The following is a 26671-nucleotide window of genomic DNA, read 5'->3' on the forward strand; positions in this document are numbered from 1 at the left end:
GGAGGGGTATTTCATGAATATAGCAGTTTCTTCGATGGGCAAGGATTTAAACAGCATGATGGATGTGAGATTCGGAAGATGTAATTACTTTGTAATCTATGACACAGAAGGAGGTTTGGTAAAAGCAATTGAGAATAAGGGTCAAATGTCAGGAGGAGGGGCAGGAATTGCAGCAGCCCAACAAATCATAGATGAAGATGTGGATGTTGTCATCACTGGAAATATGGGGCCTAATGCCTTTAACCTGTTTAAAAATTCGGATATTAAAGTCTACCGATGTGGAAGCATTAAGGTTGAAACGGCTGTACAACTGTTCAAAGAAGGAAAATTAGAAGAGTTAACCCAGGCAGGTCCTGCCCATGCAGGGATGAGCATGGGAACAGGCAGGAGATTCAGAGGGGGAAGGTAGGTTGAACATAGCCATATTAAGCGGAAAGGGAGGGACAGGGAAAACTACCATATCCACCAACCTTTCTGTTATTACAGGTGCCAATTACATTGACTGCGATGTGGAAGAGCCTAATGGGTTTATATTTTTAAAGCCCTCTCAAATAAAAAGAGAAGAAGTTAAGGTGGATTATCCTGTTGTGGACAGCAGCAGATGTACCTTATGCGGAGAATGTGCAAAAGTGTGCCAGTTTAATGCACTGGTAAAAACAAAGAAAGACATTATGCTCTTTGAAAAACTCTGTCATGGCTGCCATGCCTGCGGGATAGTGTGTAAGCAAAGTGCTTTAACTTTTGGTAAACGGATAATAGGGACAATTGAGGAAGGCCAATATGGCAACCTAATTTGCAAAAGAGGAATTTTAAATGTGGGAGAACCTATGGCAGTGCCTGTTATTAGAAGATTACTAAAAAATCTTCCTGCTGGAACAAATCTTATTGATTGCGCCCCGGGGACCTCCTGCAATGTAGTAAGTTCCCTTCAATATGCAGATGGTGCAATATTGGTAACAGAACCTTCTTCCTTTGGGTTTCATGATTTAAAAATGGCAGTACAACTGGTAAGGAGTTTCAATCTCCCCTTTGGTGTTGTTATCAATAAACATATTACCGAGGATGACAGAATTCAAAAATACTGTGAAAGGGAAAATATAGAAATATTAGGGGTTATACCTTACCGAAGGAAAGCGGCAGAGGTATATTCTTCCGGAAAAATGATTGTGGAACTGCCTGAATATAAAGAAATATTTGAGGAGATTGCAGAAAGATTGAGGGAGGTGTTCCCTTGGAACTTACAGTAATAAGTGGGAAGGGCGGTACGGGTAAAACCACGATAGCCTTAGCCCTTTCTGACCTTGTAAAAGATGCAGTAAAAGCAGACTGCGATGTGGATGCACCCAATCTGTACCTTTTTTACGATGGAAGAGATATAAGAAAGGAATACTTTTATGGAGAAAAGAAAGCAGTTATTGATAAAAAGTTTTGTTCAGGCTGCAATGAATGTGAAAAAGTATGCCAGTTTGACGCAATCAAAGATAGTAAAGTGGATTTTTTTAAATGTGAGGGCTGTGGTGCTTGCATATTGGTTTGCCCTCATAATGCCATCAGTTTAAAAGAAAAGAAAACTGCTGATGTTTATATCACCCAAACCGATAAAGGAATTATTTCAAGGGCACAGATGGAGGTGGGTAGCGAAGGGTCGGGAAAACTCATAACTATGCTTCGCAGTAATGCCAGAAATTTTTCGGATGAGAATACCCTTATCATTATAGATGGCTCTCCAGGAATTGGTTGTCCTGTAATATCTTCGATTACGGGAAGCGATGCGGTATTGATTGTCACAGAGCCTACCCAATCGGGTCTGGAGGACTTTATGAGGGTAATGGAGTTATGCAGGCATTTCGGGGTCCTTACTCTCGCCTGTATCAATAAATACGACATCAATGAGAAAGTAGCAGAGGAAATTGAAAGTTTTTGCAGAGAGAATGATGTTTATTTAATAGGGAAAATACCTTATGATGATACAGTTATGAAATCAATTAACGAGGTGAAGCCTATTGTTTATTATGAGGGCAGCAAGGCAAATAAGGCTATAAGACTGATGTTGGATAACATTTGTAAGTATATAAAATATTTAAATCAATAATTTTAAGGAGGCATTAATAATGAAAATAGCAGTTGCATGTGAAGGGAAATTTGTTAGCGGACACTTTGGACATTGTGAAGGATTTACAGTGTATGATGTTGATGAAAGTAAGGGGCTAAAGAAGGATTTCATACAAAATCCAGGCCATAGACCAGGATTCCTACCTAACTTCCTAAAAGAATTAGGAGTAAACGTTGTCATCTCTGGCGGCATGGGAGAAACAGCCCAGCAGTTATTTGCCCAAAACAATATAGATGTGATTGTAGGAGCAGAAGGTTCTTGTGATGATGTTGTCCAGCAATATTTAAAAGGAGAGTTAAAATCCACAGGAAGCATATGCAGAGAACATCAGCATGAAGGTCACTGTCATGAATAAATAACAGAGGTGTCCTTATGGAGGGGGTAAAGAATAATACTCTGACAAAGGATAAGTTCTCTCTAATCAGAAAATTGGTAGAGAAAAACGGTTATAAATTTACGAAGCAAAGAAAATTGATACTGGAACAGTTTTTCCTTGCTGACAGGCATTTGAGTGTGGAAGAGATATACCAAAGGTTGAAAAAAACCAGTATGGGTCTTGCTACTGTATATAGGAATGTAAAGATATTTAGTAGTATTGGTATAGTAAAAGAAATTGTTGTAGATGGAGTAAGTTATTATGAACTGAAAATCTACAGCAAAAAGCCCCTGCATATTCATTTCCAGTGTGTTAAATGTAATGATATAATAGACATTGATGAAAGAAAAGTTGCTTTAGAATATTTAAAGGTAAACAAGGCTATAGAAGATATGAATGATTTGGATATTTACGATGTCAATATAATGCTCATTGGGTTATGTAAAAGATGCAGGGAGGTAAACGAATGCCAAGACCGATAAAATGCAGAAGAGTTGAATTTTTTCCAGAGAACACTTATTTCATACCATTAGGCAAAAGAAAGTGCGAGGTGGAAGAAATTACTCTCAAGGTTGAAGAACTTGAAGCCATGAGGTTAAAAGATATTGAAGGGCTTAGTCAGGAAGAGTGTGCGGAGAGGATGCAGGTTTCAAGGCAGACTTTTCAAAACATCATAGACAGTGCAAGAAAGAAAGTAGCGATAGCACTAACGCAAGGCAATGCAATACACATAAGCGGAGGGAATTATACTTCAGGTTTATGCCAATTTAAGTGCCTAAATTGTGGTGAGGTTTATGATTTGAATTATGAACATGATAAGCATACTTGCCCCTCCTGTGGTTCAAACGAAGTAGTTTGCGAGAAAAAGAGAAGATTATGCCATAGGTGGTGTGGAAATTAGAGTAAATTATAATATTGGAGATATCAGGGAAACGGTTCTTGTGATATACCTATATCATATGAACTGTATTTTTATAATTATGAATTTAATCTTATCATTCAGGAAAAATATCTTCCAAGCGAATCTCAAGTCCATTAAAACTTTGAGATACTGCACTGTTGCAACCCTTATAAACGCCGTTCTGTTTGTACTCATCTTCTTCTAATACATATACCTCAACTGTTTTAAGTTTGGGATTTATAATCCAATATTCTTTTATGCCAAACTCCATGTAGGTAATATACTTTCTTATTCTGTCATGGCTTTCATTTGATGAGGATATTATTTCAGCAATTAAGGCAGGCGTGCCGCAATATGAATTTTCCCTTAATCCTGTTTTATCACAAATTACCATAAGGTCGGGTTGAACTTTGACATTCAAGGATTTTTCTTTGTTTATTAACCATAAATCTATTAGTGCAAATGCTTCACAAGATGTGCCTTTAAAATAATTCCTAAGTTCTGCTCCTATATTTAATAAAACTCGCTGATGTTCTACTGATGGGGAAGGAAGATAGATTACTTCACCATTAAAATATTCAAGCCTATCTTCTCCCTTATCCATTTCTAAAAATTTTTTAAGGCTTACTATCTTCTTTTCAGGAGTCACATCTTCACTTCCTTTCCAATAACATTTTACGATATCCATTAGTGATAATAAAAGGGGATAAGGATTGCAGGCGAGAAAATATTATGGAGTATGTAAAAATTTTAAAGTATTAGGTGTCAATTGTAACTGATTCATTATCTAAATTAGATTTTAGCATCTTTATATAGCCATACAACATTTTTATTACTTCAAGGAATTTCTCATCTAAAATTTTGTATTGTTCTTCACTTATATAGTTGTTCTGATATGCGGTAAGTAAATGGTTTCTCGTTTCGCCACAACTGCCAAGAGCAGCGTTGGCATGGAATAATTCCCGCTTTATAAACAGTTGGGTATTTCCTTCGGCTATGTTTGCGGAAATACTTCGACTGCTTCTAATGATTTGGTCAGTAAGCCGATACTGCTCATGGCTTGGAAATGCTTTAACCAATGCTTCTATTTCTTGTTCAAGAGCGTTTGCCTTCTGCCAAACTTTAAGTGTCTTAAAATCCCTTATGACTAAAACATTGCTCATTTAGATTCATCCTTTCAAATATTAGATTTTTCCACATTTTACGGATTGTTAAGCGTAAGTCAAATTTTTATACTAGAATTTTTTATAAAATTATTTCAAATAGTTAAAAGGCTTAAGGAGTTTTATAATGCATAATTAGTCCTTAACATTTGCACTTAGGATTAATATCCTAACATGATTTTTGACGCTTAAAAGTATATTAAAGCATTGTTATATCAATGAATTGGGGGGATTTACTAAATACATATATAATTTAGAGAAGGGTAAAGTGATAAGGAGGAAGAGGATATAGGATATAAAGAAAAACAAAAATACTTGACTTTGTAATAGATGATTTACTATAAAGAATTGTCTTTTATAATAAGGTATTTTATATAAGTTAACATTATATACCTCCGTTAAGATAAATTCCTACGCTTACCTGGTTAACAGGTAAGCAATTTTTTTATTGCAGAAATACTTGAAATTATAAAAAGTGATTTAATAAAAGAACTATGAAGAACCAAAACCACAAGATTGGAGGAATTGTTATGAGAAATAGGATTTTATTAGGTCTTGATAATGGTAACAAATGTACAAAAACAAGTGAAGGTTATATTAGCGAATCAGGTTTTACTAAATCAAATACTGAACCAATTTCATCAAGCAATCTTTTAATTTATGAAGGTAAATTTTATAGCATCGGAGGCCAGAGGTTAAGTGTTCAAATGGACAAGACAATCAACCAGGATGCTTTCATCTTGTCTTTGCCAGCAATAGCAGATGCGGTAAACAAAGCAGGAATGGAAGGCCAAGCAGATGTAATTCTGGGAGTAGGACTTCCAATTATAAGTTATGGAACACTTAAGAAAAAGTTTCGGGAATATTTTTTAAGGCAGGATATAAAGTTTAATTTTAACAAAAAGGATTATGCAATTAATATAGTTGATTGCCGTACTTATCCTCAAGGGTATTCCGCACTAATAACTGTTTTTAACAGTTACAGAAATCTTCTATGCAATGTTATCGATATTGGTGGATATACAATTGATTTTTTCAGAGTAGAAAATGGAATCATAGATGTTTCAGCATGCTATTCGCTTCCCAACGGAATCATCACATTAATCGCCAATATACAGCAGGAACTTCTTAAAACAAATATCAGACTTACGGAAACTCAGATACAGGATATTATAGCAGGAAAAGAACCTGTTCTTTTCGAGGCTGATATTAAGGAAATGATTGAAGTGATGTCAGAAGAGTATGTAGAAAATATATTAGCGAAAATACAAGAATATGGATTTGAGTTTCACAATCCTACTGTTTTTACAGGGGGAGGGAGCATAATGCTTCAGGATTACATTGAAAAGTCAAATAGAGTAAAGTACACGGACTTTCTTGACCAGTTTGCAAATGCCAAAGGTTTTAAAATCCTATTAGAGCAAGAACTAAGAAGGTGATTTTATGGCAACAAAACGGATAAACCTATCTTTTTCTATGGATAGAGAGGATAATGCCAAAGTGTATAGTATTCTTTCTACACAAAAATATAAAACAGATTATGTAATTAAGGCAGTGTTAAGTTATATAGGAGAAAGGGATAAGGGCATTGATAAGGAAATAGTCAAACAGGCTGTGAAAGAAGCGATAGCGGAATGTGGAGGAATTACTATAGAAAATATTAGAAAAGATAAGGATAATTGCGTACAGCATGAATTGCCTGACGATATATTTGATATGTTTGATAGTCTATAGACTTTAACCTATACAAGCAGTGAAGTTCCAGACTTCCTGCTTTTTTTCTTGTATAAAAGTATAGGTGGAGAGACATTGAATAAGCCATAAATTTCCTTATGGTAAGCCTTATTCCTCCCTGTCCCTTTCTCCTAATTCCTCATTCTATAATATACAGTCCCAAAAAGAACTGGAATAAAAAGTTAGGAACTAAAAGGAACTATAATAATTTGAGGATAATTAAAATTAAAGATAGACTCTTTACAACTAATTCCATGATATGCTATATTTAAACTGCATTCTAGGGAATGTAGTTAGTAAATCGGCAAAATAGGGGAAGAGGTTGCTTTATTGCAGTTTCTTCCCCTATTTTGTTTTTATGCAAAGTAATTTTTCTTAGGAGTATAATAGAAGCGTAAAACTCGATTTTAGAAATGGTTTCCTTTATATAGAAAACTAATAAGAATCAATTCTTAGAAACCAACCTTTTTGCATTAGAAATAGAGCAATTTGATAGGTATTATATGCTTTGACTTGGGAAAAGGGGTTAGAAATGATTTTTTAGGGTTAAGGGATAAAAAAGCGTTTCTAAAATTGATTAAGCAGTTTTAAGAGGCTATAGGTCTAAAGGGGTAGGTCGCTTGGAATTCGTAACTGTATAATATGGTAGTAACTATTAAAGGTATTGTTTTTTCTTACCCATTAAATCTTATTAAAAATCTATAGAAAAAAGGCTTCCCATCGATAAAACTGGAAAGCCTTGAAAGATAATTAGTCGGTTAGCCATTTATCAAGGTAATCAATCATTTCGCTTATGTTAGGGTATTTTTCTTTAAACTGTTTAGGAGTTAATTCAGGTATTTTTTCAGAAAGTTTATTTATTAAATCTTTTAATTCGCCCAGCAAGTCTTTTTCGCTGTCATAGTTGTATTCGTAGACGGTTACTAGAGTATCAAAATAATAGTCCAAATTCTGATATTGTACAGAATCTTTACCAAAAGTCTTATCAACAATTTCTAATAAATTAGCCACTTCTGATTTAAGATGCTTATTCTTCATAAAGCACCATCTCCTTTCCAAAGTTTTATGGCATTATAGGAAAGGATAAAAATAAAAGTCAAATATATTTTCTCAAATTCAAAAAAATTTTTCTTTCTTGCAATGCGTCAATTATATGGTTAAAGTTAATTTTGTCGCCATAAAAATGCTTTACACCTTCTGAATTCAAAGGTTTATACAGTTTCAACTAATTACATATATATTAACAACAGGATTAGAAGTATAAAGGCTAAAAATAAAAGACGACATAAAAATATATCAAGCCATATGAGTGCATAACATATTAATTCAGTAGCATGAACTTCTATGTATGCAAAGTACTATATTATTCTGCATAGAGATGGCTGCGAATCTTTTTACAAGCCCTGGCTTTTATCTGACGGGAATATTCAGGTGTAATATTTAGTATTTGGGCAATTTCTATATGGGTATATCCATCTATGAGCAAATTTAATACTTGCTGTTCTTTTTCTGTTAATATTCCTTTAATACTGGAAAAAATATCATCTGTGCCATCAGCGTCGATAAGAGTATACATATTGTGTTTATATTGGAATTTATCAAAAGAATTAGTTGTTTCATTTAAAGAGCATTCATGTTTAATTCTGTCTATACTAAGCACCTGTATCGTCAAATCTCTCCTAATACATTTATATATGTAATTCCAATACTGGTCGCAGAACTTGACAGCAAGGTAAAAGGAGTACTGATTATCATATTTATCTATTGATTTTTCAATTTTTTGTAAAGATATCTTATTTATCAGTTCCCAAAAGGGATAAATTAAGGAATAGTTCCAAGGCTGACTGTCATCTATATATCCATATAGTTGGGTATAATCTTTCAGGTATTTCTCTAAAGCGGAGGTAAAATCAAATTTAAATTTGAAACTATTACCATTTTCATTGGGCAATAATGATTTTTGTAGTTTAATAAGTTTAGAATACTTTTTTTCTCTAACCTTTGGAGAGTAGATTTTAGTTATATCCCCTGTTATTGTCCACTTTAAAAGAGGTTCAATTATATTATAAAGATTGATAAAAACATCATTTTGCTGATGCTTATTTAAGATATTCTTTTTTTGCCCTAGTTTATATTGGTATAACAAAAATTTTACTTCTTCATCATTTACAAATGGCTTTTTTGACATAAACATTCCTCCACGACTGTTTTTGACATTTTAGCCGTGGCAGGAAGAAAATCAAATTTTCAGGCGAAAATCTTAAAAAATAAGATGAAAATTTGAAACCTAACGAAACGCCTAATATAATGCCTCCAAATTAAGACGGAGGCGATGTATATGGAAAACAAAACATTTACATTCGGTAAGGTAAAAGGGATGGATATGGTGAAAGTTATGAATATGGAAACCATCCATGCCAGTTTTACAGGCCTACAATACTTGTGGGGACAGTACAAAAGAAGCACAAACGATGCAGTAAAAGAAGAAATTGCAGAATGCTTTAAAACATATGCGGGTGACTATATTGTTAGATTTGGGAAATACAAAGGCCTGACATTAAAGCAGATTAATGAATTAAATAGAAGTTATTTAGAGAATTATCTTATCCATAACGATAATGAAGAAATAAGAATAGTTGTCAAGACATACCTTAAATATCATCCAGAAAAGATGAAAACCGATTATAATGACTATCAACAGCAGACATATGCATACTATGATGAGTTGAAACAGAAGATTAATGATAGCAGCCAATTAAATATAGAGCACGTAATCAGAGCCTTAGGGTATGCAATAGAAAATGGGAAGTTTGAGCACTGCCCCTGGGGATGTGATATGCATAGTAAAAGGTATCAGCATGCAATTTTAAAGAAAGGTAATGACAATTCTTATTTTGTTGGCTGTTTTAAATGTAGGAAAAGAGAAAACTTTATTAAATTTGTATGTGAAAAGAAAAACTATAGTTTTACTGAAGCACTGGAATGGATATCAGGTGTTTTAGGGATTACAGTTTCAAATGTTGAGCATAAAAATGTTGCAGAAATAAAAAAAGAATTTGTAAATGTGGAGGAAGAAATTGTGCTTGAGAAGCGAATTCTTCCAGAGGTTAGTCTTGAAGGCTTTGGCTTTAATAAAGGAGTATATCCTCCTGCATTTTTTAAAAGGGGATTTACAGTAAAGGATGCGGAAGAGATGGAAGTGTATTTTGCAGGAAGAGACTGTGCTAATGGTTTTAGAAACAGAATATGTTTCCTGGTTAGAGATTTAAATGATAGGCTTGTAGGGGTTGTGGGGAGAAATAAATACAGCGAGGAAGAACATTACGACTATTGGGCTAAAAGGCTGGGATTAAAAGATATTAGTAGAGAAGAAAAAATAAAAGAGATTGAAAATCAAAACTGCATATATAAAAAATATTATAATTTTGAGGGGTTTAAATCAGGATGCACTTTATATAATGCAAACCGGCTGATTAATAGTAGTAAAGAAGAAGTTTTTATTGTTGAAGGTCCTTTTGATGTAATGAAAATGGTGCTTAAACATGGCTATAAAAATACGGTGGGGATGTTCGGCCATTCCCTCAGTAAGGGACAACTATATCAACTTTACCAGTTGTATGAGAATGTAAGAGAAGAAATTAAGATATATCTACTTGTTGACAACGATGAGGCTGGGTTAAAAGGTTTTGAGAATAATGTAAAGAGTCTTCAGGAATTAGGATTCAGAAACATCTATAAGATGATTCTCGAAGGAGCAAAGGATGCAGGAGAAGCCACAAAAGAGCAGGTAGACAAAGCATATAAAACTGCACAACTCCAGACTATAAGATATAACAAGAAGAAAATCGTTGTGAAAGATTATGATACAGGACTGAAAAGTGCTGTAGAATAAAATCAAAAAAAATTTAAAAAATATTCTAAAAAAGTGTCACGTTTTTAAATTTGAGGCCAGTATAATATATATAGAAATATAAAGGGATTGTTAAATCCTTATAAACAGTTGAACTGTGTATATATTTTTATTACAAATATTTAATTCATTGTTGACTCTTACAAACAGTTAAACTATGATACATATTTTTATTAATAAAGTATTTTTTAAATATTATAGTAAAAGGTAAAATTAATTGTTACTCCTTATCAAACAGTGGTGCAAATATGACTGGATTTGGCAAACACATTTGCACCACTGTTTATAAGGAAAAACAACAAAGTTCAACTGTTTATAAGAACTAACAAACAAAGTTCAACTGTTTATAAGAACTAACAAACAAAGTTTAACTGTTTGAAAAGATAACACTTTACTTATTTGCTATTTTAACTTGAAATAATATAAAATTCCTTCTTATAATGCTTAAAACCAGCATAAAGGAGGGATTTTATTGTGAATGTGCAGGTATTAAGGGTATCTGGGGATAGTAATGCCAATGCTGTCGCACAAGTGATAATTGAATATGTTTTAAAGGATTCTATTATCCATATAGATTGCATAGGGATTAAAGCAGCATACGCTACGATAAAAGCACTCATTCAGACAACAGAGTTTCTTGTAAAAGATGGTTACAGATTCAATTTGAGACCATACTATATAAAAGTAAATACAGCAGAGAACGGTATGCATCCAGTTTCCAAAACGGCCATTCGATGGACATTAATTGCAAAGAAAAAATAATATTAATCCTTGTATTACCAACTAGAATATGGTAATATGAGAACATATGGTCGAGAGGGACACACTTCTCTTATACTGCATAACGCAGAGGAGAGGTGTGTTTTTTTATGCTTTGATAAATATAGGTAAATGAAGGCAAACAAGGTGGGTAAATGAGGACTGATATAAGGTAAAGGTGCAAGAAAAGGAAAAAGAGACTGTTAGATTTACAAAAATAAGGGTATATATTATAATGTTCTTTATTAGAACAAAAACTATTTTTCTAACCCTAATAGCCAACCAGGGCTGACTTTGAGGACTTCGCACAGGGCAAGTAACTCATAGTCAGTCACAATGCGTTTTTGTTGCTCGATTTTAGAAATACTGGCTCTGTCTATATACACGGCCAAGGTTTCCAGTTTAGCGGATAACTGTTGTTGGGTTAGATTATTTCTTAACCTTGCAATTTTTACTCTGGAACCAGCAATATTGCGTTGCTCGGAATCCAGTATTAATTTCATAATTACATCACCTCATGTTCTTTATTGGAACAGTTGTATTTTATCCGAAGTTATGCAATAATATGTTCTAATAAAGAACAAACCATAAATTTGGGGGCTAATTATTGTGTATATGGAAGACAAAACTAGAGAGATAATTCGCATCGTATTAAGTAAAAGATGTGGTATTCAATATGCTAGTATAGACAATAGAAATGCTATAGATTATATTAAAAAACTGGATATCGTAAATAGATTGCTTGATGATTTACCTGTTCAATATGATTTGGAGAATTATCATGTCACTATTGATGAAGTTAATATTACTGACAATATGTATTATGTGATTACTGCTGTATTAGAATACCCTAAGTGTGAAAACTGTAGAAAAGCATTGACTGATGCAGTCACTGGGTTATATAACCGTAATTATTGGGAGCAGATTATCAGTGATGTAACTCTTCACCCTAGAACCCAAAACTTTTCCCTAATACTTATTGACGTGGATAATCTAAAAGAAATAAATGATACATATGGACATACAGCAGGTGATAAGGCTATCGAGATTGTAGGACAAGCGATTAAAAAGTGTATAAGAAAGGAGGATGCGGGACTAAGGTACGGAGGCGATGAATTTATAATTTTACTTTTTAATCAGGATAAAAAGGCTGCTTACAGAGTAATAGAAAGAATAAGAAAAGAGATTAGTGAATTAGCAGCAGGGCAAGGGATGAATATTCAAATTAGTGCAGGAGCAGCCTATTATGATTGTTTAAGAAACATGGGGGACATAATAAAAATGGCAGATAGAGATTTATACAAAGAGAAAAGAGTAAAAAAATCTAAAGACAAACAGGATAGTAAGAAATTGAAGCATTTGCTTCAGGAAATAGAGAAATTAAGAGATGAGTTGAATAAAAAAGTTACCCTCGAGGGCAAAGGAATAAACAATGAAGAGACGTTGAAACTAAGCCAGAAATTGGATGAATTTATTACAAGGTACTTAATAGATGAATAGCAGGGGATAAAAAGGAAGTAGGTTTATAAGGGATATGGAATAAGGGTTAAGGTGCAGAAGTGAATTCTGCACTTTTTATTTAGGATTTAAGTAATTTGATAATAAGTAGTATTCAACACTATTTAGAATATTTCTTAATAAAAAACTATATAAAATTGTTGAAGCATATGATATAATGTGGAAAAATAGGATGAATTTACTTTGGTTTGTAAAGGGAGATTACAGCAATGAAAATTACATAATTTTCGTTCAATTAAAGATGTTACGATTAATTTAGATGATTACTCTCTTTTAATTGGCGAAAATAATGTAGGAAAAACGAATATAATAACAACATTAAGTCACATTCAGTGATTATGGATAGTGATAAAGATAAATACATTGATGGTATTAATAATGATTTTATTACAAGTAATAAAAATGAATTTACAAAGTCTATTTTTAGTTTTGAGGATGACATTAAGGGGTTTTTAGGAATTAAAACGCCATCGTCTAATAGAAATGACCTTAAGCCTTTAAATATTTTATATCAAGTATAAAACGGAAGGAATAAGCCTAAAAAATAATAGAACTAAGAAAACTATTAGACCAGTTAGTATAATTATATTTTAAGGGGGATAGGTTTTGAATTATTCAAATATCAGTACGCTAGTTAAACAAATGCTTCTTAAGATTCATGATGATATATATAAGAAAATAAATCAAAATTATATAGATGTATTTCTGTGTGGTGGTGTAAGCAGAAGTAGAAATATTTCTGTAAGAGATATAGTACGAAAAGAATTGGAAAAGAAGAAAGGAATCAGAATTTTATATCCAGAAGAGTTATTCATGGAGATATTAAATAAAGATAAAGAATCAGACTTACTAAGTTTAGAAAAATTCTTGGCTGATAACTGTGATATAATATGTATAATATGTGAAAGTGCTGGTTCACTTGTAGAACTAGGTGCATTTACAAATAATGATGCTACAGTTGGTAAAGTTATTGCTGTTATTGAAGAAAAAAGGAAAAAAGATAAAAGTTTTATTATGTTGGGACCGATAAAAGTAATAGAAAGAATTAATAATAAAAATGTATTTTTTTATAGTAAAAATAAATTAGAAGATTTAAGCAATAAACTTAGCAGTGAAATCAAATCAAGAAGATTTAGAGGAGTAATAAAAATAGGAACAGAACAGAATAAACCGGTAAATACTATATTAGGACTGTATTACATAGTGCCGTTGATGTTGTATTTTTTTAAATCATTCGAATATATAGAATTAACAAATTATCTGAAATATTTATTTAAAATTAAGGGATATGATGATAGTGATTTTGAATGGTTATTTAGGTCGTCTTTAAAACTATTATATAAGGATAGATATATTTATAAAACAACTGTAAAGGAGAAAACGTTTTACTCATTAACACAAAAAGGATATAATAACATTTATAATGTGTTATATAGCATTGACATCAAAAATAGAACGTTGTTGTATGACTCGATAAGATTAGGTATAATTAAAAGTGCATATTATTGACAACATCGTTATCCTTAGATGCTACTACTTTTGTATAAACGTGCACAATATTTATTTATATGAAAGTAGTGGGAAGTGGTTCGCTTTCCGAGGTGCTATGTCAGGACTATATTTAATGAAGTAAGCGTCCAACTTCATATATATGAAGTTAGCCACTTACTTCATCAAAAGGAATAAAGGTAAGGAGGACGGTGTTGTCAATGATTCAAAAAGATTATACAGATAGTTTTATTTTAAATGCTTTGAATCTACCAACTATTTCAGATTTAGATTCGTTATCTGATGCTTTTGCAATCAGTAAAAGACTTATCTTTTTATTAACCAAAAAAACAGAAAACTATTACAAAAGATTTTATATTAAAAAGAGAGATGGTACAAGTAGAGAGATACTTAGTCCCACATATTCTTTAAAATTAATACAACGATGGATTTTGAAAGAAATATTGGAGAAAGTTAGTTTATCAGAGCAAGCGATGGCATATAAAAAAGGGAAAAATAATGGCATAAAGAAAAATGCAATGCATCATAGATACAGCCTATATATACTTGAAATGGATATTAAAGATTTTTTCCATTCAATAAAAAGAGAAAGAGTGTTTTATCTTTTTAAGAACTTGGGCTATAACAATATGGTTTCAAATATCTTAACTAATCTATGTACTTATAATGGGTATTTACCTCAAGGGGGAGTTTGCTCGCCTTATATTTCCAATTTAATTTGTTACAGGTTAGATAATCGGTTGTCAGGATTATGTGGAAAAAGGGATATTCTTTATACAAGATATGCTGACGATTTAACCTTTTCAAGTGATAATAAACAGACACTTACTAAAGCGATAAATATTATAATTAACATAATTGAGGATGAAGGATTTAAAGTCAATAAAAATAAGACAAGACTGCTATCTCCAGGTTCACACAAAAAAGTTACTGGAATTACTGTGAATGATAGTAAAATAAAGGCAAGTAAGCAATTAAAACGAACTGTTAGAGCAATGATACATCAGGCAATAGTTACAGCCGATTATAGCCAGATTGATAGAATTAGAGGGATAGTATCTTATATAAATTCCATTGAAGTTGGATATAGGGAAAAAGTTATAACTTACATAAATAGTTTATCAAATAAGGATTACGCATTTTTTGAGGAAATAGTTGAGCGGTTTAATGACAACAAGATTTTTAAGGAAATACAAGATATGAATTATAAAGGATATGATTACGATGACCAGGTTAGTCTGGAGTTAGAAAAAATAGTGAGTGCCAGGCAAGAATATCTCGGAAAAATTGGAAAAGTGGACTTTTTGTCAGCACATATACAAAGTCAACAAGATGAGTTCAAAACAAATGCTGCTGCAACTAAAGAAACTTATGAATAGTAGCAAATCATTTATAATATACTTTAAGGTGCGGGGAGAGAACCTGCACTTTTTAATTTTGCAAATTTACTTCAAATGTAGCCATACTTTTTATTGGTATAGGGAGCAAAACTAACTTCTCCCTTGTGCCTTAATCCTATATCTGATAGAATACAAACAGAAAATATTGCCCATAATTTTAGTATTGTAAAAGATTGCTGTATTATTATAAGTGCAGAAATAAAGGAGGAAAAGTACATATGTCGGAATACGTGTTCAGGAATGTGAGTCAGATAGGCGAGAGGGAATATCAGGTGGTTATCGATGGACAGGAATTAGCAGAGATATGGAGGGATGGGGTAATAACTTATAACCCAGAAATCCAGAGAGGAACAAAGGTTAAAAGAGGGAAAGATAATAGTCAAGTTGAGGTTGCTGTGTACAGCAAGGCTAATGTTAAAAAAATTTACACTTCTATGCTGTCAGGCCAATATTTCACAGATATGATTACATTAAATGTGCTTGAAGACGGCAATGAAAAGATTGAACTTGATGACGAGGGAAATCTTAATGTAAACGGAGAAATCAATATCTCCGATGGACAACACAGGATAAGGGCATTAGCAATGATTTTAGAATCAAATGACAAAGAAAATACAGCCTTTGATTTAACTGAACTTAAATTCCCTGTAAAAATCACTAATTATGATGTGCAGACTGCTCAGCAGCAATTTCATCAGTTCTCACAGGGGCTAAAAATCAGTTCAAGCCGTGCTGAATACTTTAATCAAACGGGTCTTGCAAACATTATTGTCAGGGAACTTATGAAAGGTAGCGACCTGGCTGGCAGGGTAGAAGTGGTAAGAAATTCCATACCAAAGAAGGATGAAAAGCATATTGTTACATTTGCAACATTGGTAAATGCTATACAATTAGTGTATGAGGATGTAGGAACAAGGGTTCAAGCGATAGAACTTGCAAAATATCTTTCAGAGTTTTTTAATGAATTAATAAACCTTATACCTGAACTTCACAACTACGAAAAGAGGGCACAGAGCAAAGAGACATCGCTGATTGGCGAAAATTTCATGTTCTACGGATACGTGGCGATAAGCAAGGTTCTAAGGGAAAAGGAGAATTGGAAAGAATATTTACCATTAGTTAATGAACTAGATTTATCAAAAGGCGCTAAGCAGTGGTACGGAGATGTTATTAAAAGAGGAAAGGGAAAGGGGTATACTATAGTAAATAACAATGAAAGCAGAAAAACATTTGCTAATAAGATTGAAAAGATGTTTAAAAAGTTACTAAATGAAAAAACTGCATAATTAAATGCAATAAATATGGCTGACAGGATGCTGATGGTAGGCTAATCTGGCAGCCTTTTTTGCTTAGATGGGGAAGGTTTATGGAATCAGTTATAAGGTTGATATCTGGGGCAGGAGTATAATTTTTGTCGCATAAAAATTCGCCAAACCCCTTAAACCATAAGTCTTTACCTTGACTCACTAATATACATATATTTATAGGGCTAAGGTATTGGGATTAGGGGTAAGAGGCAGGAGATTAAGATAAATTTTAGAGAAAAAATATACTTGACATGAATAATTAATTATATATAAAATGCTTCAGTAAAAACTGGTTTCATCATTGATGCATCTTTCACTAAACTGTCTACTTTCAAAGTAGGCAGTTTTTTAATTGAGATTTAAGACATATAAAGGGTTTTAATTTTAATTGTAGAATAAATAAAATAGGGTAAATGGTGATAAGTATGAGGGATGATAGGATGATAAATGATAACTACTATGTATACAAAAAAGAAGTAGACTGGTCGGTGTTGCAGCAGGGTGTAAGCATTCCAGTAACCATACAGGTAGTTTTCCAAACTACTATAAATAAGTTTTTGCCAAGAGGTCAGTCTAAAGACATTTATCTGGTACTGGAAGGAAAGACTTATAAGGCAAGGCTTGTAAACCAGAAATTTGATGAGAGAAAATATCCAAACAGAAAAGATATACTGCAAATAAGGTATCATCCACAAAGTGAGATTGCGGAAAGACTTAGAAGCATTTTTGCTGTAAGTTACAGGTATATATTAGAGGAGAGAAATAGCCTGCCTGAAAATCAACGCAAATTCATTAAAGTTCCTGAAGAAATAAAGGAATACCTGGCTATATATACAACAGACTATCCAGATACATATCTGCTTGAATGTATTACGCAGGAGGATACAAGGATAGTAAAGGAAACAATGGTTCATGAAGATGAGCAGGAGTATGAAGCCAGTATTAACTATAACACTGTTGATACCACAGCCACTATTGCTGCAGTGAATCAAATAGTAAAGATTCGGAAACTTAACAGGGCAATAGGAGAAAGCCTGAAACTTCTTTATAATTATCGTTGTCAGATTTGCAGAGAGAATATTGGTGAAAAGTATGGAGTCAATATTGTAGAATCTCACCATATAGACCCGTTTGTTGAATCACTCAATAATAATGCTGAAAATCAGGTTATTATTTGCCCCAATCATCATCGGATTATTCATAAGGCAAGACCTGTTTTTGTCAGGCAAAAATTAATTTTCCTTTATCATAATGGAGTAGAAGAGCAGATTGTTTTAAATCAGCATCTATAGATTGAGATATTGATTTATAGACTGCATTAAAAACTTTTAAATGCAGTGTTGTTTTTTTTTAATTATAAGGTATGTTAAACTGTCGATATCACATTTTATAATAGGTAGTTTTTTGTCAGCAAACTTTATATGGTTTTATTGAATATTGAAAGATTTTATCATAAAATAATATCAAGAATTTTTGGTAAATTAGTATAATTATTGAAATGTTTATAATAGGTTTTCTTGTTATTTTATGTTAACATCTATTTATGTGGGGTGTAAATATGGGTAAAATTTATATGGATGGGTATGATTTTTTCTTTTGGAATTATGAAGGACAAACTAAAATGAAACATGAAGTGCTTGAAGAGTATATTGATAAATGGATAAAGATAGTAGGCTGTTATCATAAACTTAATTATTTCGACTGTTTTGGTGGATGTGGAGCATATAAAGATAATGATAAAGTATACTATGGTTCTCCCATACGTGTAGCAAAAGCAGTTCAAAAAAATCAACAGAATTTATATAGAAAAGTAAATATTGTAATAATAGAGAAAGAAGAAGAAAATATAGAAAATCTCAAAAAAGTTTTCGAATATAATCAAATAACAATTAAACCTTATTTTATACAAGGCGATTTTGATGAAGAAATAAATAAAATCTTTGATGCTACAAATGGTAATCTTGCACCTACTTTCTTTTTTATAGACCCATTTGGTTTTAAAATAAATTATGATACGCTGAAAAGAATTATGACTGTGCCAAAGTCAGAGATATTTTTAAATTTTATGTATACAAGAATAAACGAGTTTTTAGGTGCAGAGAAAATCGAAAAAACTATTGATAAACTTTTTGGTTGTGATGATTGGAAAAAGATAATAAATGAGCGGAGTAATAACAGAGAGCAAGATATAGTTTCACTATACAGAAGACAACTTAAAAGAATTTCAAAGTTTGTATATTATTATCGTATATCGTTTCCAAATCGCGATAGAACGTATTATTATTTATTTCATCTGACTAATCATCAGAAGGGATGTGTGGTAATGAAGTCATCTTTTGCAAAATACAATTATGGTAAAGTTGAGTATATGGGACCAAAACATGGGTATCTATCCTTATTTGACCAAGAGGATATCAAGTTATATGAAATAAAACAATATTTGCTTAACAAATATTCTAATACAAAAATAAGTTTTTATGATATCATAGAAGAAAATATAGATGAGGTTCCTTATTTGGAAAGTGATATAAGGAGTGCTTTGAAGGAATTACGTAAAGAAGGCAAGGTAGAGGTTAAACATATTACCAGTAAAACTGAAAATAGCATTCAAGATAAAGATTTGATAATATTTAGTTAAGGGAGATTGTATGAAATACATAAAAAGGAAAACTTTATTATATAAAACGGAAGTTGAATATGGAGATTATACGATAAACCATGTACAAGGATGCTCACATGGTTGTAGATATCCATGTTATGCTTTTTTAATGGCAAAAAGATTTGGTAGAGTAAAAACATATGAAGAGTGGATTAAACCTATAATTGTTGAAAATTCTGTTGAACTTTTAGAAAGAGAAATTCCCAAATTAAAAGATAAAATAAAGTCTGTACATTTTAGTTTTACAACAGACCCGTTTATGTATGGATATGAAGAAGTGGCAGAATTAACTCTTAAATTAATAAATATTTTAAATAATGCTAATATCAAATGTACTACGCTAACAAAAGGGATATTGCCTATAGAATTAGCACAATTAGGTAAAGAAAATGAAGTTGGAATCACATTAATATCGTTAAGCGAAGAATATCGAAAACAATATGAGCCTTATTCAGCGCCTTATAATGAAAGAATAAACAGTTTATATGAACTTCATAAGAAAGGAATCAAAACATGGGTAAGTATTGAACCTTATCCTACACCTAATATAATCGACCAGGATTTGCAAGATATATTAAATGCTGTTAATTTTGCTGATAAAATAATATTTGGTCGTTTAAATTATAATTCCAAAGTAACTCAATATCCAGACTATAAAAATTTTTATAACAATGCGAGTTTTCAAGTTATTAATTATTGCCAAAAGAATAATAAGCAATATCATATTAAAAATGGAACATTGACGATGAAACAAGATGTTTAAGAACTGTAAGCAGTTATATGTTTATAGTTTTTATTTTGTTAGCATGATTAATAGATGTTATTAGCAGTTAGGGAGTCACCACATAAAGGTAATGAAAAACAAAGGAAATAGCAAAAAATGTAGAATTCTATATATTAAGATATTTGGTTTTATATGGATGTAAAAGTAACAAATTATACTTCTATTTAAAAATAAATTAAATAACGTAGGAGTGATAAAGTTGATTAACTTTCAGGATAAAGTTAACTTTATATGGAGCATAGCGGAACTTTTACGAGGGCCTTATAAAAAAGAACAATACGGCGATGTAATACTGCCTATGGCCGTACTCAGGAGGTTTGACTGCGTTCTTGCAGCCACTAAGCAGGAAGTATTGGAAAAGTATGAGACCTTAAAGAAGTCAGGGCTCCAAAACATGGACCCTGTTTTAAATAGGATATCAAAGCAGGAATTCAATAATACCAGTAAATATGATTTTGAAAAATTATTGGCTGACCCCGATAATATCGCAAACAATTTAAGAAATTATATTAACGGCTTTTCCAAGAACGCCAGGGAAATTATAGAACACTTTGACTTTGATAAGCAAATTACAAAACTTAATGATAACAACCTGCTTTATCTAGTGGTATCTGAGTTTAATAAGATAGACTTGCATCCAGATGTGGTAAGCAATACCGAAATGGGTTACATTTTTGAGGAACTTATCAGGAGATTTTCTGAACATGCGGAGGCAGGAGACCACTATACTCCTCGTGAGGTTATCAGGCTTATGGTAAATATTCTCCTGAATGAAGATAACGAGGAATTAACACAGCCTGGGCTAGTTGTAACTGTATACGACTGCTGTGCGGGGACGGGAGGCATGCTTTCAGTTGCAGAGCAATATCTTAAGGAGTTAAACCCAGGAATACAGGTCGAATTATTTGGACAGGAGATAAACCCTCAGTCCTTTAGTATCTGCAAATCCGACATGCTCATAAAAGGGCAAAACGCAGATAACATCATTTTAGGCGACAGTTTTACGGAAGATGGACATAGGGGCAGAACCTTTAGATACATGCTCACCAATCCGCCTTTCGGTGTTGAATGGAAGAAAGCAGAGAAGTTTATCCGTGAAGAATATGAGAAAGAAGGATTTAACGGTAGATTTGGTGCTGGACTTCCCAGAATATCTGATGGTTCCCTTTTATTTCTGCAGCACTTAATCTCCAAGATGAAGCAGGACGAAAAAGGCAGCCGTATTGCTATTATCTTTAACGGCTCACCATTGTTTACGGGGGATGCAGGTTCAGGAGAATCGGAAATAAGGCGCTGGATAATTGAAAATGATATGCTTGAAGGGATTATTGCACTGCCTGACCAGTTATTCTACAACACAGGTATTTCTACCTATATCTGGATAGTAACTAATCGTAAAAATAGTGACCCAATGAAGGGCCCTGTAAGGACAGGGAAAATACAGTTGGTCAATGCAGTGGATTTCTATCAGAAAATGAGGAAAAGCCTTGGGAACAAGAGAAATGAAATCACTGAAGAGCAAATAAAAGAAATTACCAGGATATATGGTGAGTTTAAAGAGAATGAATACTGCAAGATTTTTGATAATGAAGATTTCGGATATCAGAAGATAGTTGTAGAGAGACCTTTAAGGCTTAATTTTCAGGTAACTGAAGAAAGAATTAATAATTTATATAATGAAACAGCCTTTAATAATCTTACAAAGTCAAAGAAAAAGGGTACAGCAGGGCTTAAAGAAATAGAAGAAGGTAAGAAACTGCAGCAGCAAATAATAGAAACCTTAAAAACAATGGACTCTACTATTTTGTATAAAAATAGAGATGAATTTACAAAAGTGCTGAAGAAGGCTTTTAAAGACAGTGATATTAAACTGGATAGTGCACTTTTAAAGGCCATCCTGTCTGCCCTTTCCGAAAAAGATGAAACAGCGGATATTTGTGTGGACAGCAAAGGCAACCCTGAGCCAGACCCAGACTTGAGGGATACTGAAAACGTACCTCTAAAAGAAGATATACATGAGTACTTTGAACGGGAAGTAAAGCCTCACGTTCCTGATGCCTGGATAGATGAGACCAAGACTAAAATCGGATATGAAATACCTTTCACAAGGCATTTTTATAAATACCAGCCCCTAAGGCCTTCTGAAGAGATTATGAGAGAGATAATAGAGTTGGAAAAGAGCATTTCAGAGAAGTTGAAGAAGGTGATGGGTGAATGAGTAAATATAAAAGGTATGAAAGGTATAAGGATTCAGGGGTTGAGTGGATAGGTGAGATACCAGAGCATTGGGGAGTAAAACCTCTAAAAAGAGTATTTAAAATTATAAATGGAGGAACACCGAGTAGTTCAGAAGAAAGTTATTGGAATGGAGAAATTGTTTGGGTGACGCCAAATGATTTAAGTAAGTTAACTGAAGCATGTATAGTGGATTCTGAAAGAAAAATTACACAAGATGGGTTGCATAACTGTTCAGCAAGAATAGTGCCAAAAGGTAGTATTGTTATCTCTACTAGGGCACCAATAGGGTATGTTGCTATTGCTGGAGTACCGCTATGCACTAATCAAGGGTGTAAAAGTCTTGTTGCTATTAATAAAGTTAACCCAAAGTATTTTTATTATTGGATGCATAGCATAAGTTTTTATTTAAATGTTTTAGGGCAAGGAACTACTTTTATAGAATTATCAAATAGTAGTTTGTCTATGGTTGAATTATTGACACCTTCAATAAACGAACAAAAAGCCATTGCTAATTTTCTTGACCAAAAAACTGCTGTAATAGATGGTTTAATTGCTGATAAGGAAAAATTGATTGAATTATTACAGGAAAAACGACAGGCTATTATAACCGAAGCCGTTACTAAAGGGCTTAATCCGAATGTTAGGATGAAGGATTCAGGAATTGAGTGGATAGGTGAGATACCAGAGCATTGGGAAGTAAAAAAATTAAAGCATGTATCTAACATTACAATGGGTCAATCTCCAAAATCAGAAGAATGTAGTTATGATGAAATAGGGGTACCATTTTTGCAAGGAAATGCAGAATTTACAAATGTACATCCAATACCTAAAATGTACTGCAATACTGCTAATAAATTTTCCAAAGTTAATGACATACTTCTGTCTGTAAGGGCTCCTGTTGGCGCAATCAACATATCTGATAGAGTATATGGTATAGGAAGAGGTTTATGTGCAATTACGGCAAAAAAAGTTATAATGAAATACTTATGGTATAGTTTGAATGTTAGCCTAGAAGAACTCTTTATTAAATCTAAAGGTAGCACGTTCGAGGCGGTTACAGTTACAGATGTCCAGAATTTATTAATAATTTTACCTCCTAAGAATGAACAAGATGATATTGTAAATTTCCTTGACAAAAAAACTGCTGAAATAGATGGTTTAGTAATAGAAATAAAAAAACAAATCGAAAAACTAAAAGAATACCGCCAATCTCTTATATCAGAAGCAGTGACAGGTAAAATTTATGTAAGGGACTATGCGATTGATTAATTTGAATCAAAGGGGTGATTAAAATTGGCAAAAACTCCAGTGGAACTTAGTGAAAAGGGTTTTGAGGAATATGTTGAAGAACATCTATTAAATTCAGGATATATTAAGGGTAATCCTGATGACTATAACAAAGAATTTGCCATTGATGCTAAACTTCTTATTGATTTTTTAGAAGATACACAGCCAAAGAAGATGGAGAGATTAAGAGAAATATATAAGGAACAGTATCAGTTTAAATTATTAAGCCGGTTAAATAGGGAATTAAACAACCGTGGCATGATTGATGTATTAAGACATGGAATTAAAGACTATGGTGTGTATTTAGACCTTGCCTATTTCCGGCCTGCCAGCAAATTAAATGATGAAATGATAAAACTCTATGAGAAAAATCGAATATCTGTAACAAGGCAGGTACACTACAGCACTAAAAACGAAAACAGTATAGATATGCTTATATGTATCAATGGACTTCCTGTTGTTGTTTTAGAACTTAAAAATCCTTTCACTGGTCAAACATATCAAGATGCAATCATGCAGTACAAGAAAGACAGAAGCCCTAATGAACTGTTGTTTCAGTTTAAGAAAAGAGCCATTGTATTCTTTGCAGTAGATACTCAAGAAGCATATATGACTACGAGACTTTCAGGAGATAAAACTTCTTTTCTTCCATTTAATAAAGGTTGTGATGGAGGAAAAGGAAATCCAGACAATCCTGATGGCTTAAAAACGGATTATCTTTGGGAAGAGATACTTCAAAAAGATAGCCTGATGGACATATTAAAAAGATTTGTATTTATAGAGACTCAAGAAAAGAAAGACATAGACGGTAATACTTATACCTCGGAAACCGTCATATTCCCAAGATACCACCAATTAGATGTAGTAAGGAAACTGGAAGCCGATGCAAAAAAGAAAGGCGTAGGGACGAACTATCTTGTGCAGCATAGCGCAGGGTCAGGCAAAACCAACTCCATATCATGGCTTGCCCACAGACTTGCCAATCTTCATGATGATAATGATAACCCTGTATTTGATTCGGTTATTGTTATTACGGATAGAAGAGTTTTGGACAGGCAGTTGCAGGACAGCATTTACCAGTTGGAGCACAAATATGGAGTTGTTCAAAAAATAGATAAAGACTCCAACCAATTGGCTGATGCCTTGAAGAGCGGAACAAGAATAATTATTTCCACTCTGCAAAAGTTCCCCTTTATTATCGAAAAGGTAGGAGAGTTGGAAAATCGTAAGTATGCTGTTATTATTGATGAGGCCCATTCCAGCAGTGCAGGAGAAAACATGGCTTCTTTAAGGGAAGTGCTGTCGGTAAGTACCCTTGAAGAAGCGGCAAAACTGGATGAAGAGTTAGAGGGCAAAGAATACGACCCTGAGGAGGAGATTTTAAAAACAATAAAGAAAAGGGGAAAACAGCCTAATATCAGTTTCTTTGCTTTTACGGCTACGCCTAAAGCAAAAACTCTTGAGATGTTCGGGACAATAGGACCTGACGGACTGCCCCATCCATTTCATTTATACTCTATGAGGCAGGCAATTGAAGAAGGCTTTATTTTAGATGTGCTTCAAAACTATGTTACATATGAAACATACTTCAAACTGGCAAAGAAAATAGAGGATGACCCAACCTTTGATAGAGCAAAAGCGACTAAAGCAATAACCCGATATGTAAGCCTGCACCCACATAACATTGCACAAAAGACTGAAATCATGGTGGAACACTTCAGGAGCGTAACAAGGCATAAAATAGGCGGAAGGGCCAAGGCAATGGTTGTAACCAGTTCCAGGCTCCATGCAGTACGCTATAAGCATGCCTTTGATGAATATATCAAAAAGAAAGGCTACAGAGATATGAAAACCCTGGTAGCCTTTTCGGGAACAGTAAAAGATGGCGGTGTAGATTACAAAGAAAGTGACATGAACGGATTTAAGGAATCAGAACTTCCAGAACGTTTTGCCACTGATGAGTACCAGGTGCTTTTGGTTGCAGAAAAGTACCAGACAGGATTTGACCAACCCCTTTTACATACCATGTATGTGGATAAAAAGTTGTCAGGAGTCAAGGCGGTACAGACTTTATCAAGGCTCAATAGAACCTGCACAGGAAAAGATGATACCTTTATCCTTGACTTTGTAAATAAGGCAGAGGATATTCAGGAAGCCTTCAAGCCCTATTACCAGGCAACCATTGTGGAAGAAGTGACAGAGCCTAACCTGCTTTATGATATTGAAACTCAACTACATTCTTATGGTGTATATCTCAAAGAGGAATTGGATAAGTTTGCTTATATTTATTTTAAGCCCAAGGATAAAAAGACTTCCAAAGATAGGGCAATGTTGAATCACTTGATAGATATAACCGTAGAGAGGTTTAAGAAACTAGAGGAACAGCGAAAGCAAGATTTCAGTAGCCAAGCGACGAAATACATAAGGCTTTATTCATTCATTCTACAAATCACGCCTTTTGAGGATGTTGAATTGCATAAGTTGTATGTATATTTAACATATCTGCTAAAAAAACTTCCAAAGGGAAAAGGCTCCACTGTTCACCTCGCTGATGAAATTGCTTTAGAGTATTATACTACCAGAAAGACATTTGAAGGGAGTATCTCATTAACTGCTGATGATGAAGTACCAGTTACACCTGTTAAATTTGCAGGAACAGGGGTAAAAGAAGAACAGGAAGAATATCTGTCCAGCATTATTGAGCGTCTTAATAAGCGGTTTGGAACGGACTTCACAAAAGCGGACCAATTATCGGTAGAGCAGATTAAAGAGGATTTTGCTGCTGATGAGGATTTGGTTCAAAAGGCTAAGACAAATACTATTGATGACTTTAGACTTGCTTTTGAAAAAGTATTTATTAATAAAGTAATTGACAGGATGGACCAGAACCAGGCATTCTTTACCCGTGTTTTAGACGATGAACAATTTAAGAATGCACTTATGGAGTATATGCTGGTTGAGACCTATGAGAAGTTAAACAGCAGGGCTTAGCGGATGTTAGAGGAGGAATCGG

26 protein-coding genes and 1 pseudogene are annotated in these 26671 nt (G+C 33.2%); 22 read left to right on the forward strand and 5 right to left on the reverse strand.

Going from position 1 to position 26671, the window contains the following annotated elements:
• Positions 1 to 13 precede the first annotated feature (13 nt).
• Genes CLOCL_RS00790 through CLOCL_RS00815 form a run of 6 tightly spaced genes read left to right on the forward strand, consistent with a single transcriptional unit; the run spans position 14 to position 3390 of the window.
• Positions 14 to 409 (forward strand): NifB/NifX family molybdenum-iron cluster-binding protein, encoded by a 396-nt coding sequence (locus CLOCL_RS00790; protein ID WP_014253550.1) that lies wholly within the window; start codon positions 14 to 16, stop codon positions 407 to 409.
• 1 nt (position 410) lies between these two features.
• On the forward strand, positions 411 to 1247 hold the full coding sequence (locus CLOCL_RS00795; protein ID WP_014253551.1) for a nucleotide-binding protein: 837 nt from the start codon (positions 411 to 413) through the stop codon (positions 1245 to 1247).
• Entirely contained in the window at positions 1232 to 2092 is an 861-nt protein-coding gene (locus CLOCL_RS00800) for an ATP-binding protein (RefSeq protein ID WP_014253552.1), read from the forward strand. The genes CLOCL_RS00795 and CLOCL_RS00800 overlap by 16 nt, the downstream gene beginning before the upstream one ends.
• Before the next feature lie 19 nt (positions 2093 to 2111).
• Positions 2112 to 2468: a NifB/NifX family molybdenum-iron cluster-binding protein gene (locus CLOCL_RS00805; protein ID WP_014253553.1), complete on the forward strand. Its 357-nt coding sequence runs from the start codon at positions 2112 to 2114 to the stop codon at positions 2466 to 2468.
• A gap of 17 nt (positions 2469 to 2485) precedes the next feature.
• Entirely contained in the window at positions 2486 to 2971 is a 486-nt protein-coding gene (locus tag CLOCL_RS00810) for a Fur family transcriptional regulator (RefSeq protein WP_014253554.1), read from the forward strand.
• Complete coding sequence (locus CLOCL_RS00815) at positions 2956 to 3390, forward strand: DUF134 domain-containing protein (protein WP_014253555.1); 435 nt, start codon at positions 2956 to 2958, stop codon at positions 3388 to 3390. Before CLOCL_RS00810 ends, CLOCL_RS00815 begins: the two co-directional genes overlap by 16 nt.
• Positions 3391 to 3484: 94 nt before the next feature.
• Here the strand turns inward: CLOCL_RS00815 and CLOCL_RS00820 are convergent, their stop codons facing one another.
• Positions 3485 to 4039, reverse strand: a complete 555-nt coding sequence (locus CLOCL_RS00820; RefSeq protein ID WP_014253556.1) for a Uma2 family endonuclease — start codon at positions 4037 to 4039, stop codon at positions 3485 to 3487.
• Positions 4040 to 4148: 109 nt separating this feature from the next.
• Complete coding sequence (locus CLOCL_RS00825; protein WP_014253557.1) at positions 4149 to 4553, reverse strand: four helix bundle protein; 405 nt, start codon at positions 4551 to 4553, stop codon at positions 4149 to 4151.
• A gap of 530 nt (positions 4554 to 5083) precedes the next feature.
• Between CLOCL_RS00825 and CLOCL_RS00830 the strand changes: the two genes are divergently transcribed.
• Together CLOCL_RS00830 and CLOCL_RS00835 are read left to right on the forward strand one after the other, a co-directional pair.
• On the forward strand, positions 5084 to 5992 hold the full coding sequence (locus CLOCL_RS00830; protein WP_014253558.1) for a ParM/StbA family protein: 909 nt from the start codon (positions 5084 to 5086) through the stop codon (positions 5990 to 5992).
• A gap of 4 nt (positions 5993 to 5996) precedes the next feature.
• Positions 5997 to 6287, forward strand: a complete 291-nt coding sequence (locus tag CLOCL_RS00835; RefSeq protein ID WP_014253559.1) for a hypothetical protein — start codon at positions 5997 to 5999, stop codon at positions 6285 to 6287.
• 750 nt (positions 6288 to 7037) lie between these two features.
• On the opposite strand, the gene CLOCL_RS00840 is transcribed toward CLOCL_RS00835, so the two are convergent.
• Positions 7038 to 7325 (reverse strand): hypothetical protein, encoded by a 288-nt coding sequence (locus tag CLOCL_RS00840; RefSeq protein ID WP_014253560.1) that lies wholly within the window; start codon positions 7323 to 7325, stop codon positions 7038 to 7040.
• Between the two features lie 325 nt (positions 7326 to 7650).
• Positions 7651 to 8475, reverse strand: a complete 825-nt coding sequence (locus CLOCL_RS00845; RefSeq protein ID WP_014253561.1) for a sigma factor-like helix-turn-helix DNA-binding protein — start codon at positions 8473 to 8475, stop codon at positions 7651 to 7653.
• A gap of 150 nt (positions 8476 to 8625) precedes the next feature.
• Between CLOCL_RS00845 and CLOCL_RS00850 the strand changes: the two genes are divergently transcribed.
• Both CLOCL_RS00850 and CLOCL_RS00855 read left to right on the forward strand, forming a co-directional pair.
• Positions 8626 to 10179, forward strand: coding sequence for a toprim domain-containing protein (locus tag CLOCL_RS00850; protein WP_041714812.1), 1554 nt, complete (start codon positions 8626 to 8628; stop codon positions 10177 to 10179).
• A gap of 492 nt (positions 10180 to 10671) precedes the next feature.
• Positions 10672 to 10959 carry a stage V sporulation protein S gene (locus tag CLOCL_RS00855; protein WP_014253563.1) on the forward strand — a complete coding sequence of 96 codons (288 nt, stop codon included), beginning with the start codon at positions 10672 to 10674 and terminating at the stop codon, positions 10957 to 10959.
• 254 nt (positions 10960 to 11213) lie between these two features.
• Here the strand turns inward: CLOCL_RS00855 and CLOCL_RS00860 are convergent, their stop codons facing one another.
• A complete protein-coding gene (locus CLOCL_RS00860) occupies positions 11214 to 11459 on the reverse strand; it encodes a helix-turn-helix domain-containing protein (protein WP_014253564.1) in 246 nt (81 codons plus the stop codon).
• 112 nt (positions 11460 to 11571) lie between these two features.
• Here CLOCL_RS00860 and CLOCL_RS00865 point away from each other — a divergent pair, with 112 nt between their 5' ends.
• The 12 genes and pseudogenes from CLOCL_RS00865 to CLOCL_RS00915 all read left to right on the forward strand — a co-directional run bounded on the left by CLOCL_RS00865 (position 11572) and on the right by CLOCL_RS00915 (position 26649).
• Complete coding sequence (locus CLOCL_RS00865; RefSeq protein ID WP_041715341.1) at positions 11572 to 12456, forward strand: diguanylate cyclase; 885 nt, start codon at positions 11572 to 11574, stop codon at positions 12454 to 12456.
• A gap of 243 nt (positions 12457 to 12699) precedes the next feature.
• A pseudogene (locus CLOCL_RS23745) lies at positions 12700 to 12810 on the forward strand (AAA family ATPase); the annotation flags it as partial.
• 2 nt (positions 12811 to 12812) lie between these two features.
• Positions 12813 to 12995, forward strand: a complete 183-nt coding sequence (locus CLOCL_RS00870) for a hypothetical protein (RefSeq protein WP_148263760.1) — start codon at positions 12813 to 12815, stop codon at positions 12993 to 12995.
• 85 nt (positions 12996 to 13080) lie between these two features.
• Positions 13081 to 13983 (forward strand): retron St85 family effector protein, encoded by a 903-nt coding sequence (locus tag CLOCL_RS00875; RefSeq protein WP_014253566.1) that lies wholly within the window; start codon positions 13081 to 13083, stop codon positions 13981 to 13983.
• Positions 13984 to 14183: 200 nt separating this feature from the next.
• Positions 14184 to 15362: a retron St85 family RNA-directed DNA polymerase gene (locus tag CLOCL_RS00880; protein WP_014253567.1), complete on the forward strand. Its 1179-nt coding sequence runs from the start codon at positions 14184 to 14186 to the stop codon at positions 15360 to 15362.
• Between the two features lie 239 nt (positions 15363 to 15601).
• A complete protein-coding gene (locus tag CLOCL_RS00885; RefSeq protein ID WP_014253568.1) occupies positions 15602 to 16669 on the forward strand; it encodes a DNA sulfur modification protein DndB in 1068 nt (355 codons plus the stop codon).
• A 446-nt stretch (positions 16670 to 17115) separates the two neighbouring features.
• Positions 17116 to 17982, forward strand: a complete 867-nt coding sequence (locus tag CLOCL_RS00890) for an HNH endonuclease signature motif containing protein (protein WP_245532826.1) — start codon at positions 17116 to 17118, stop codon at positions 17980 to 17982.
• 266 nt (positions 17983 to 18248) lie between these two features.
• Positions 18249 to 19328 carry a three-Cys-motif partner protein TcmP gene (tcmP, locus tag CLOCL_RS00895; protein WP_041714816.1) on the forward strand — a complete coding sequence of 360 codons (1080 nt, stop codon included), beginning with the start codon at positions 18249 to 18251 and terminating at the stop codon, positions 19326 to 19328.
• Between the two features lie 10 nt (positions 19329 to 19338).
• Complete coding sequence (locus tag CLOCL_RS00900) at positions 19339 to 20112, forward strand: radical SAM protein (protein WP_014253571.1); 774 nt, start codon at positions 19339 to 19341, stop codon at positions 20110 to 20112.
• Positions 20113 to 20332: 220 nt separating this feature from the next.
• On the forward strand, positions 20333 to 22351 hold the full coding sequence (locus CLOCL_RS00905) for a type I restriction-modification system subunit M (RefSeq protein WP_014253572.1): 2019 nt from the start codon (positions 20333 to 20335) through the stop codon (positions 22349 to 22351).
• Complete coding sequence (locus CLOCL_RS00910; protein ID WP_014253573.1) at positions 22348 to 23640, forward strand: restriction endonuclease subunit S; 1293 nt, start codon at positions 22348 to 22350, stop codon at positions 23638 to 23640. Before CLOCL_RS00905 ends, CLOCL_RS00910 begins: the two co-directional genes overlap by 4 nt.
• A gap of 24 nt (positions 23641 to 23664) precedes the next feature.
• Positions 23665 to 26649, forward strand: a complete 2985-nt coding sequence (locus CLOCL_RS00915; protein ID WP_014253574.1) for a type I restriction endonuclease subunit R — start codon at positions 23665 to 23667, stop codon at positions 26647 to 26649.
• Positions 26650 to 26671 lie beyond the last annotated feature (22 nt).

The organism is Acetivibrio clariflavus DSM 19732 (genome assembly GCF_000237085.1).
GTDB lineage: Bacteria > Bacillota > Clostridia > Acetivibrionales > Acetivibrionaceae > Acetivibrio > Acetivibrio clariflavus.

Coding starts and splice junctions, on each gene's coding strand:
- CLOCL_RS00900 (WP_014253571.1), top strand. CDS start 19,339: ATGAAATACATAAAAAGGAAAACTTTATTATATAAAACGGAAGTTGAA.
- CLOCL_RS00810 (WP_014253554.1), top strand. CDS start 2,486: ATGGAGGGGGTAAAGAATAATACTCTGACAAAGGATAAGTTCTCTCTA.
- CLOCL_RS00870 (WP_148263760.1), top strand. CDS start 12,813: ATGGATAGTGATAAAGATAAATACATTGATGGTATTAATAATGATTTT.
- CLOCL_RS00865 (WP_041715341.1), top strand. CDS start 11,572: ATGGAAGACAAAACTAGAGAGATAATTCGCATCGTATTAAGTAAAAGA.
- CLOCL_RS00815 (WP_014253555.1), top strand. CDS start 2,956: ATGCCAAGACCGATAAAATGCAGAAGAGTTGAATTTTTTCCAGAGAAC.
- CLOCL_RS00845 (WP_014253561.1), bottom strand. CDS start 8,475: ATGTCAAAAAAGCCATTTGTAAATGATGAAGAAGTAAAATTTTTGTTA.
- CLOCL_RS00910 (WP_014253573.1), top strand. CDS start 22,348: ATGAGTAAATATAAAAGGTATGAAAGGTATAAGGATTCAGGGGTTGAG.
- CLOCL_RS00885 (WP_014253568.1), top strand. CDS start 15,602: ATGTCGGAATACGTGTTCAGGAATGTGAGTCAGATAGGCGAGAGGGAA.
- CLOCL_RS00825 (WP_014253557.1), bottom strand. CDS start 4,553: ATGAGCAATGTTTTAGTCATAAGGGATTTTAAGACACTTAAAGTTTGG.
- CLOCL_RS00840 (WP_014253560.1), bottom strand. CDS start 7,325: ATGAAGAATAAGCATCTTAAATCAGAAGTGGCTAATTTATTAGAAATT.
- CLOCL_RS00805 (WP_014253553.1), top strand. CDS start 2,112: ATGAAAATAGCAGTTGCATGTGAAGGGAAATTTGTTAGCGGACACTTT.
- CLOCL_RS00850 (WP_041714812.1), top strand. CDS start 8,626: ATGGAAAACAAAACATTTACATTCGGTAAGGTAAAAGGGATGGATATG.
- CLOCL_RS00830 (WP_014253558.1), top strand. CDS start 5,084: ATGAGAAATAGGATTTTATTAGGTCTTGATAATGGTAACAAATGTACA.
- CLOCL_RS00890 (WP_245532826.1), top strand. CDS start 17,116: ATGAGGGATGATAGGATGATAAATGATAACTACTATGTATACAAAAAA.
- CLOCL_RS00790 (WP_014253550.1), top strand. CDS start 14: ATGAATATAGCAGTTTCTTCGATGGGCAAGGATTTAAACAGCATGATG.
- tcmP (WP_041714816.1), top strand. CDS start 18,249: ATGGGTAAAATTTATATGGATGGGTATGATTTTTTCTTTTGGAATTAT.
- CLOCL_RS00880 (WP_014253567.1), top strand. CDS start 14,184: ATGATTCAAAAAGATTATACAGATAGTTTTATTTTAAATGCTTTGAAT.
- CLOCL_RS00835 (WP_014253559.1), top strand. CDS start 5,997: ATGGCAACAAAACGGATAAACCTATCTTTTTCTATGGATAGAGAGGAT.
- CLOCL_RS00860 (WP_014253564.1), bottom strand. CDS start 11,459: ATGAAATTAATACTGGATTCCGAGCAACGCAATATTGCTGGTTCCAGA.